This window comes from Oleiphilus sp. HI0043, from assembly GCF_001634935.1.
Window position 1 is genome coordinate 1 of sequence record NZ_LWEY01001242.1, and the last position, 1,891, is coordinate 1,891.

General features: G+C 46.5%; 2 protein-coding genes and 1 pseudogene. All 3 read right to left on the reverse strand.

Features of this window, described 5'->3' with window-relative positions; translation table 11 throughout:
- Window positions 1–178, reverse strand: a pseudogene (locus A3729_RS31710) (cell division protein FtsZ); the annotation flags it as partial.
- Between the two features lie 73 nt (window positions 179–251).
- Complete coding sequence (gene ftsA / locus A3729_RS15430) at window positions 252–1,487, reverse strand: cell division protein FtsA (RefSeq protein ID WP_068516361.1); 1,236 nt, start codon at window positions 1,485–1,487, stop codon at window positions 252–254.
- Between the two features lie 90 nt (window positions 1,488–1,577).
- Window positions 1,578–1,891 (reverse strand): cell division protein FtsQ/DivIB (locus A3729_RS15435; protein WP_231877446.1); only part of this gene is annotated, 314 nt, incomplete at its 5' end.

Here is a 1,891-nt window from a genome sequence, read left to right on the forward strand (position 1 = left end):
GGATAACTGCTTTGTTTTCTAGATCTTTTAGAGCTTGTGAGTCTGTATTTGCACAAATAAACTCTACACCGTCTACATCGCCAGATAGCATGTGGCGCACTGCGTTACCACCNCCACCGCCGACACCAACGACTTTTATTACTGCGTTTTGTGAAACATTCTCTACGAGTTCAAACATCACTCTTTCTCCTAATATTATATTTTCAATCTGCTAGTTGCTGCTTTGTATTGTTGGTTTTTGTAGGCAATTTTTAGAAGTTGCCGGTAAACCATGTTTTTATTTTTTCCATAAAACTTTCGCCTCCCTCAGACCTCATCATCGGCTCACTATCCGTTGTCCTCTGCTTCAGTCCATACATCAATAAACCAACGCCCGTTGCATACATCGGATTATTGACGACATCCGCCAAACCAGATACACCCTGCGGGGATGCTAATCTGACAGGCATATGGAATATCTCTTCTGCTAACTCAACAACGCCTTCCATCTTTGACGTCCCGCCCGTTAACACAATCCCGGCGGCAATTACATCTTCAAAGCCACTTCTACGTAACTCTGACTGTATCAAGGTAAATAACTCTTCATAGCGAGGTTCAACCACCTCAGCCAATGCCTGCCGAGACAAGTCTCGTGGTGGGCGATCCCCAACACTAGGCACTTTTATGGTTTCTTCTGCACCGGCCAATTGCGTCAAGGCACAGGCATATTTAATCTTTATCTCTTCCGCGTTTTGTGTCGGTGTACGCAGTGCCATGGCAATATCATTCGTCACCTGGTCGCCCGCTATCGGGATTACTGCGGTATGACGAATCGCACCACCGGTAAATATTGCGATGTCGGTTGTTCCACCACCAATATCCACAACACAGACACCTAACTCTTTCTCATCGTCAGTGAGCACCGCATAGCTTGAAGCCAACTGCTCTAAAATAATGTCATCAACGTCCAGATCACACTTCTGCACACACTTTTCTATATTCTGAGCTGCGTTAACCGCACAGGTCACCAAGTGCACCTTTGCTTCTAGACGCACACCAGACATACCCAAAGGCTCTTTAATGCCTTCCTGGCTATCAATCACAAACTCCTGAGGGAGAATGTGCAGCACTTTCTGGTCTGCTGGTATTGCCACAGCCTGTGCAGCATCGATAACACGATCAATATCGGCCTGAACAACTTCTCGATCTCGAACCGCAACAATGCCGTGCGAATTCATACTGCGAATATGGCTCCCGGCTATTCCTGCATAGACAGAGTGAATCTGGCACCCTGCCATCAGCTCAGCCTCTTCGACAGCTCGTTGAATTGCGTTAACTGTTGACTCAATATTGACAACAACCCCTCTCTTTAAGCCACGAGAAGGGTGCGAACCGATACCAACTATTTCGATCTGTCCTTCACTATTCTTCTTGCCAACAATTGCAACAATTTTGGAGGTTCCAATATCCAACCCCACGGTAAATTCATTTTCTAATGAGCCAGCCATTCTGGTGTTCCCACGTTACTTTTGTACCAACTTTGCTTTCGCGAAGCCTAAGGCCATCCGATGCCCGGCTCACAAACACATTCCTAATTCTTACTTTTTACCGGATCGCCACTTGATCGCTACACCGTTCGGGTAGCGAGCGTCGATTCGGCTAATATTCGCCACGTCAATATTTGCTCTGGAGCTGAAAACCTTACCAACTCGTTCCAGCTTGGCTTCAAGGTTCTGCTGCCCTTCGCGATCTTGTAGCTTAATTTCACCCATTGCGACCGCCACACCATTACTCAAGGTCATATTCCAGACATTTCTAGGTTTCAATTCCAGCGCTCTAATAGCCAAGCCATACTCTTTAAGGCCTTGCTGTAGTACTCCGAGCGTTGAATACATCATATTTTTCTTCGACG